The sequence below is a fragment of the Spirillospora sp. NPDC046719 genome (assembly GCF_040645715.1).
GTDB lineage: Bacteria > Actinomycetota > Actinomycetes > Streptosporangiales > Streptosporangiaceae > Spirillospora.
In genome coordinates this window covers 1-6,996 of record NZ_JBEYYT010000468.1, presented here as the reverse complement: position 1 = coordinate 6,996, position 6,996 = coordinate 1, and the positions used below count along the sequence as shown (strand labels likewise).

The 6,996-nt window shown below is 75.6% G+C and carries 6 protein-coding genes; all 6 read left to right on the top strand.

The features are described 5' to 3' along the window. The first annotated feature begins 11 nt into the window (after positions 1 to 11). A complete protein-coding gene (locus ABZ914_RS43255; protein WP_500200580.1) occupies positions 12 to 320 on the top strand; it encodes an alpha-L-rhamnosidase C-terminal domain-containing protein in 309 nt (102 codons plus the stop codon). Between the two features lie 95 nt (positions 321 to 415). After that, on the top strand, positions 416 to 1,390 hold the full coding sequence (locus ABZ914_RS43250) for an ABC transporter permease (RefSeq protein ID WP_190853199.1): 975 nt from the start codon (positions 416 to 418) through the stop codon (positions 1,388 to 1,390). Positions 1,391 to 1,395: 5 nt separating this feature from the next. Continuing rightward, on the top strand, positions 1,396 to 2,301 hold the full coding sequence (locus ABZ914_RS43245; protein ID WP_500200579.1) for an ABC transporter permease: 906 nt from the start codon (positions 1,396 to 1,398) through the stop codon (positions 2,299 to 2,301). Continuing rightward, a complete protein-coding gene (locus tag ABZ914_RS43240; protein WP_500200578.1) occupies positions 2,298 to 3,980 on the top strand; it encodes a dipeptide ABC transporter ATP-binding protein in 1,683 nt (560 codons plus the stop codon). Before ABZ914_RS43245 ends, ABZ914_RS43240 begins: the two co-directional genes overlap by 4 nt. A gap of 35 nt (positions 3,981 to 4,015) precedes the next feature. Further along, the gene (locus ABZ914_RS43235; RefSeq protein WP_500200577.1) at positions 4,016 to 5,653 is read left to right on the top strand and encodes an ABC transporter substrate-binding protein; all 1,638 of its coding nucleotides are present in this window, start codon (positions 4,016 to 4,018) and stop codon (positions 5,651 to 5,653) included. Further along, on the top strand, positions 5,650 to 6,996 hold a 1,347-nt coding region (locus tag ABZ914_RS43230; protein WP_500200576.1), incomplete at its 3' end, for a hydantoinase/oxoprolinase family protein. The genes ABZ914_RS43235 and ABZ914_RS43230, both read left to right, overlap by 4 nt.

Here is a 6,996-nt window from a genome sequence, read left to right as displayed (position 1 = left end):
GGGGGGCGTGCTTGTCGTGGTCCCGCCCCGCCCCGGGGGCGGGCGGGGGCCCCCCCCCCGCGCGGCCCCCCCCCGGGGGGTGCCGGCCCCCCCCGCGGCCGGGCGGCGGCCTGACCTGGGCCGAGGTGACGTACGACTGCCCCTACGGGCGGATCGAGGCCGGGTGGCGCGCCGAGCGGGGCCGCTTCTCGCTGGAGGTCACGGTCCCGCCCGGCACGACGGCCGAGGTGGTGCTCCCCGACGGCACGCGCGCGGAGGCCGGCCCCGGCGCCCATGCGTTCGCCGCGCGGGCGGCGCCCGCCGATTCAGGGGTGGCGTAGGGGGTCGCGGAAGGGGGTCCGCATCTGCCGTTCACGGCAGCCTGGGCATGGATCGGAATCGCCGGAACCGCCGGCGGAGGAAGGGCTTCGAATCGATGGCGCGGTTTCTGGGCGGACGAGTGCTCCAAGGGCTGTTCGTGCTCTGGGCGGCCTACACGCTCTCGTTCGCCGTTCTGTACGCGCTGCCGAGCGACCCGGCGGCGATCGCGGCCGGCGCCAACAACAGCGTCACACCGGAGCAGCTCGCCCAGCTCCGGCATGAGATGGGCCTCGACCGCCCGCTGGTGGAGCAGTACCTGACCAAACTGGGCGGGGCGCTGCACGGGGACCTCGGCCGGTCGCTCCAGTCCGGCGAGCCGGTGACGTCCCTGATCGGGCGGGCGCTCCCGCCGACGCTCGCGGTGGCGGGGGCGGGGCTCGTCCTCGGGGTGCTCCTCGGGACGGCGCTGGCGGTGCTGGCCACCGTGACCGGCTCTCGCCGGCTCCGGCGGACGCTGCTGAGCCTGCCGCCCCTCGGCGTCGCGATCCCGGCCTTCGTCATCGGGCTGCTCCTGCTGCAGTGGCTCTCCTTCACCTGGAACGTCTTCCCCGCGATCGGGGAGGGCGGGCTCCGCGGGCTGGTGCTGCCCGCCGTCACCATCGCCGTCCAGCCCGCGGCGCTCATCGGGCAGGTTCTGGCGAAGAGCATGGGCGACGAGCTCGGCAAGGACTACGTGGCCGTCGCCCGCGCCAAGGGCGCGGGGCCGCTCCGGACGAACGTCCGGCACGTCCTGCGCAACGCCGCGCTCCCCGCCCTGACGCTGGCCGGGCTGCTCGTCGGCGGGCTGCTCACGGGCGCGATCGTGGTCGAGGCGGTGTTCTCCCGCAACGGCCTCGGCCAGGTCACCCAGGGCGCGGTGGCGGCCGAGGACCTGCCCGTCGTGCAGGGCGTGGTGCTGCTGGGCGCGCTGGTGTTCGTCAGCGTCAACCTCGCCGTCGACCTGCTGTACCGGGTCCTCGATCCGCGGCTCGCGGTCGCGCGGCGCCCCGCCGGGCGCTTCGCGCTGTCCGGCCTCGCGGGCCGGGGGTGAGCGGGATGTCGGTCACCGACGTCGCCCTGCCGGCCGGCGAGCGCTTCCCGGAGCCGGGTCCCGCGCCGCGGACCGCGGCCGGCCTGCTGCGCTCGCTGGCGCACCTGCTGCGCGACCCCGGGCTCGCCCTGGCGCTCCTCTGGGTCGGCCTCGTCGTGGTCGCGGCCGTCGCGCCGGCGCTGCTCGCCCCCGGCGACCCGCTGGCCGTCGACACCGCCGCGCACCTGCACGCCCCGTCGCCCGGCCATCCGTTCGGCACCGACCGGCTCGGCCGCGACCTGTTCGCCGAGACGGTGCACGGGACCGGCCGGACGCTGCCGGCGGCGGCGCTCGCGACGGTGATCGGCCTCGGCGCGGGCACGGTGCTCGGCCTGCTGGCCGGGTTCCTGCGCGGCGCGGCCGACCTGGTGATCATGCGCCTGGTCGACGTGCTGCTGGCGATCCCCGGCCTGCTGCTGGCGCTGATGCTGGTCTCGGTGCTCGGCAAGGGCGACACGGTCGACGTCGGGATCGCCATCGGCGTGGCCGCCATCGCCAGCACCGCGCGGGTGATGCGCGCCGAGGTGCTGCGCGTCTCCGAGAGCGGGTTCGTGGAGGCCGCCCGGACGGGCGGGGCGCGGTGGACGCGCGTCGTGCTCCGCCACGTGCTGCCGAACTCGATGGGGCCCGTGTGGGTGCTCACCCTGCTGCTGTTCGGCGAGGCGATCCTCGGCGTGACCACGCTCAGCTTCCTGGGGTTCGGCGCCCAGCCGCCGACGCCGGAATGGGGGTCGCTGGTCTCCTCGGGGCGCGACTTCCTCGGCAGCGCCTGGTGGCTGTCCATCCTGCCGGGCACGGTGGTCGCGCTGACCGTGCTGGCCGCCAACCGGGTGTCGCGCGCCTTCGACGGTGAAAGGACGGGACCGCGATGAGCCCGCGTCTCCTGGAGGTCGAGGACCTGGCGGTGCGGTACCGCACGCGCCGCTCGGCCGTCCGCGCGGTGGAATCCGCCAGTTTCGCGGTGGGGGAGGGCGAGACGGTCGCGATCGTCGGCGAGTCCGGCTCGGGCAAGTCCACGACGGCGTACGCGCTGCTCGGCCTGCTGCCGCGGTCGGCCCGCGTCGTCCGCGGGCGCATCGGCTTCGACGGCCGGGACCTCGCGGGACTGCCCGAACGCCGGTGGCGCGAGCTGCGCGGCCGGGAGATCGCGCTCATCCCGCAGGACCCCGGCACATCGCTCAACCCGGTGCAGCGGATCGGCGCCCAGGTCGCCGAGGCGCTGCGGCTGTCGGGAGGCGCGGACCGGCGCACCGCCCGCGCGCGCACGCTGGAACTGCTCGCCGACGCCGGGCTGCCCGACCCCGCGGTCCAGGCGCGGCAGTACCCGTCGCAGCTGTCGGGCGGCATGCGCCAGCGCGCCCTCATCGCGATCGCCATCGCGGCGCGCCCCCGGCTCATCGTGGCCGACGAGCCGACGAGCGCGCTCGACGTCACGGTCCAGCGCCGCATTCTCGACCACATCGGCGCGCTGGTCCGCGAGTCGGGCACCGGCATGCTGCTGATCACCCACGACCTCGGCGTCGCCGCCGAGCGCGCCGACCGCGTCCTCGTGATGCGGTCCGGCGCGATCGTGGAGCAGGGCACGCCGGGGGAGGTGCTGTCCGACCCCCGCGACCCGTACACCCGGTCCCTGATCGACGCCGCGCCCGGCCTCGCGCGGACGCCGCGCCGGCACCGCGTGCGGCTGACCGCGATCCCCGGCGGCGCCCCGGGCGACCCGTTCGCCGAGCCGCGCCCCGCCCGCCCGCCGGAGACGGGCGACGGACCGGACGTGCCCGTCCTGCGCGTCGAGGACCTGGTCAAGGAGTTCCGGCCGCCCCGCGCGGCCGGCCGCGCCGCCGCGATCCGGGCCGTCGACGGAGTGAGCTTCGCGATCCCCCGGGGGCGGACCTACGGGCTGGTCGGCGAGTCGGGATCAGGGAAGTCCACCACGGCGCGGCTGATCCTCCGGCTGGCCGATCCGACCGGCGGGCGCGTGTTCCTCGGCGAGGAGGACATCACCGGGACGCGGGGGTCCGCGCAGCGCCTGCTGCGGCGCCGGATGCAGATCGTCCAGCAGAACCCGTTCGCGTCGCTGGACCCGCGGCGGTCGGTCGAGCAGATCGTCACCGACCCGCTGGCGTCCTTCGGGCTGGGCTCGCGGGCGCGGCGCCGCGGCCGGGCGAGGGAGCTGGTGGACCTCGTCGCGCTGCCGGCCTCGGTGCTCGGCCGCCGGCCGGGCGAGCTGTCCGGCGGGCAGCGCCAGCGCGTCGCGATCGCGCGGGCGCTCGTGCTGAACCCCGAGCTGGTCGTGTGCGACGAACCGGTGTCCGCGCTCGACGTCTCCGTGCAGGCCCAGATCCTCGACCTGCTCGCCGCGCTCCAGGCCGAGCTCGGCGTGAGCTACCTGTTCATCTCCCACGATCTGGCGGTGGTCCGGCACATCGCGGACGAGGTGGGCGTGCTGCACCGGGGCCGGCTCGTCGAGTCCGGCCCCACCGAGGAGATCTTCGCGGCCGCACGGCACGGCCACACGCGGGAGCTGCTCGACGCCATCCCCGGCCGCCGCTGACGCGGCCGACCATCATGACAAGGAGAACCCGGACCGTGTTCCAGATAAAAACGGTCGGAATATTCAAGATAGCGCCGGCCGTCGCGGCCGCGGCGCTGCTGCTGGCCGCGTGCGGCGGCGGCTCGTCGGACGGGGGCTCCAAGGCGGGCGGTCCGCCCAAGGCGGGCGGCACCCTCACCGTCGCGCTCGCCGGCGACCCGGTCAGCATCGACCCGCGCGCCGTCACGCCGCTCGTCCGGGAGGTCTCGCGCCCCATCGTCGACTCGCTGCTCGCGCTCGACCCGGCCACCAAGAAGCCCGTGCCCTGGCTCGCCGAGTCCTTCAAGGCCAACGCCGACGCCACGGAGTTCACCTTCAAGCTGCGCAGCGGGGTCACCTTCTCCGACGGCACGCCGCTGACCGCGAAGGTCGTCAAGGACAACTTCGACGACGTCATCGCCAACAAGGCGAAGGCCGCGGGCTCCACGTCCGTCTCGCTGCTGGAGCAGGGCGGCTACAAGGGGACCGACGCGCCCGACGACCACACGGTCGTCCAGCACTTCGCCAAGCCGTACCCGACGTGGCCGCTCTGGGCGGCGGGCACCGCCTTCGGCATCCTCGCCCCGAAGACGCTCGCGCTGCCGGTCGCCGACCGCTTCGACAAGATCGTCGGGAGCGGGCCGTTCGTGCTCCAGTCGTACACGCGCAACAGCCAGGTGGTGCTCACCAAGCGCAAGGGCTACGCCTGGGCCCCGCAGAACGCCAAGCACGACGGGGACGCCTACCTCGACAAGGTCGTCTACAAGGTGATCACCGAGCCGAGCGTCCGCACCGGCGCGCTGAAGACCGGGCAGGTGCAGCTCGCCGGCGCGCTCAACCCGTCCGACATCGCGCCGGTCCGCAGGGCCGGGTTCTCCATCGTCGCGCAGCGCAACCCGCGGCTCGCCGAGGGCCTGGTGGTGACCGGAGCCGACCGCGCGCCCCTGGACGACGCGGCCGTCCGGCAGGCGCTGGTGAAGGCCGTCGACACCGGGCAGATCCGCGACACGCTGCTCACTCCCGAGTGGGGCGTGCCCAACAGCGTCGTCACCGGCGCGGTCGTCGGCCACGCCGACGAGAGCGCGCTCCTCAAGCCGGACCAGAAGGCCGCGGCGGCTCTGCTCGACAAGGCCGGCTGGGTTCCCGGCGGCGACGGCATCCGGACCAAGGGCGGCAAGCGCCTCACCCTGTCCCTGGGCTGGCTCGACCGCGGCAACCCGTGGGACCAGCCGCTCGTCGAGCTCGTCACCGCCCAGTACAAGAAGATCGGCGTGGAGCTGAAACCGCAGCTCGCGACCGCGGCGCAGTCCGTGGAGGCGCTGAAGGCGCACAAGTGGGACCTGTTCCTGTCCGGCGTCGCCGGCGGCCTGGACGCCGGGGTGAGCCTGCTCGGCACGTTCAGCACCGCGCCACCGAACTTCTACAACGTCCAGGACGCCCCGCTGCAGCCGCTGCTGGCGAAGCAGGCGACCACCACCGACGAGGCCGCCCGCGCCAAGATCCTGGCCGACGCCCAGCAGCGCATCATCTCCCAGGGGCTGTACACACCACTGGTGGAGGACACCGCCGTGGTCGCGGTCGGCAAGAAGGTGCACGGCTTCGCCCTCGACGCCGACTCCCGGCTGCCCACCCTGCAGGACGTCTGGCTGTCGTGACCTACCGCATCGCCGTGGACGTCGGAGGCACGTTCACCGATCTGGCGCTGCTCGGCCCGGACGGCGTGGAGCTGGACCACAAGACCGGCTCCACGCCGGACGAGCCGGCGGACGGGGTCGTCGCGGGCCTCGGCGGCCTGGCCGAGAAGGCGGGGCTGCCGCTCGCCGGGCTGCTCGCCCGCACCGGCGTCATCGTCCACGGCACGACCATCACCACCAACGCGCTCGTCACCGGCACCGGCGCGCGGACCGGGCTGCTGGCGACCGAGGGCCTGCGCGACGTCCTGCTCGCGCGGCAGGGAGCGCGTGCCGAGCAGTTCGAGTCGCGGTCGGCGCCGCCCGCGCCGCTCGTGCCCCGCCACCTGATCGAGACCGTCCGGGAGCGGGTGGACCGCACCGGCGAGGTGACGGTGCCGCTGGACGAGGAGGGCGTGCGGCGGGCGGCGCGGCGGTTCCGGGAGGCCGGCGTCGAGGCGGTCGCCGTCGCCTTCGCCTTCTCCTACCTCAACGACGCGCACGAGCGGCGGGCGGCCGGGATCCTCGCGGCGGAGCTGCCCGGGACGTTCCTGTCGGTGTCGTCGCGGGTGGCGCCCGAGGTCCGGCTGTACGAACGCACCTCGACGGCGGTGCTGAACGCCTACGTCGGCCCGGTGCTGCGCGACCATCTGGACCGGCTGGCACGCCGCCTGGCGGACCTCGGCCACGCCGGGCGGGTGCTGATCGTCCAGTCCAACGGCGGGGTCGTGGATCTGGACCGGGCCGCCGAGCGGGCCGTGGACACGCTCCTGTCGGGGCCGGCGGGCGCCCCCGCCGCCGTGGCGCGCGTCGTCGCCGAGTTCGGGGTGCCCGAGGCCCTGACGATCGACATGGGCGGCACGAGCTTCGAGGTCAGCCTGTCGTCGGGCGGCGCCACCGGGATCACCACGCGGGCCGAACCGGCGGGCCACCCCGTCTCGGTGCCGATGCTCGACATCGCCACGATCGGCGCGGGCGGGGGTTCGGTGGGCTGGACGACCCCCGGCGGCCTGCTGCGCGTCGGCCCGGCCAGTGCCGGGGCGGACCCCGGCCCGGCCTGCTACGGGCGCGGCGGCCGGGACGCGACGGTCACCGACGCCGACCTGCTCCTCGGGCATCTCGCGGGCGGGTTCGGGGACGGCCTCGAACCGTCGGCGGAGCTGGCGGGCCGCGCGATCGGGGACCTGGGGCGGCGCCTCGGGCTCGGCAGGGTCGAGACGGCGGCGGGCGTCCGCCGCGCGGTCGACGCGGAGATGGCCGACGGCCTGCGGCTGGTGATCGCCCGGCACGGGCTGGACCCGCGCCGGCTCGCGCTCGTCGCGGCCGGC

Coding starts and splice junctions, on each gene's coding strand:
- ABZ914_RS43250 (WP_190853199.1), top strand. CDS start 416: ATGGCGCGGTTTCTGGGCGGACGAGTGCTCCAAGGGCTGTTCGTGCTC.
- ABZ914_RS43245 (WP_500200579.1), top strand. CDS start 1,396: ATGTCGGTCACCGACGTCGCCCTGCCGGCCGGCGAGCGCTTCCCGGAG.
- ABZ914_RS43240 (WP_500200578.1), top strand. CDS start 2,298: ATGAGCCCGCGTCTCCTGGAGGTCGAGGACCTGGCGGTGCGGTACCGC.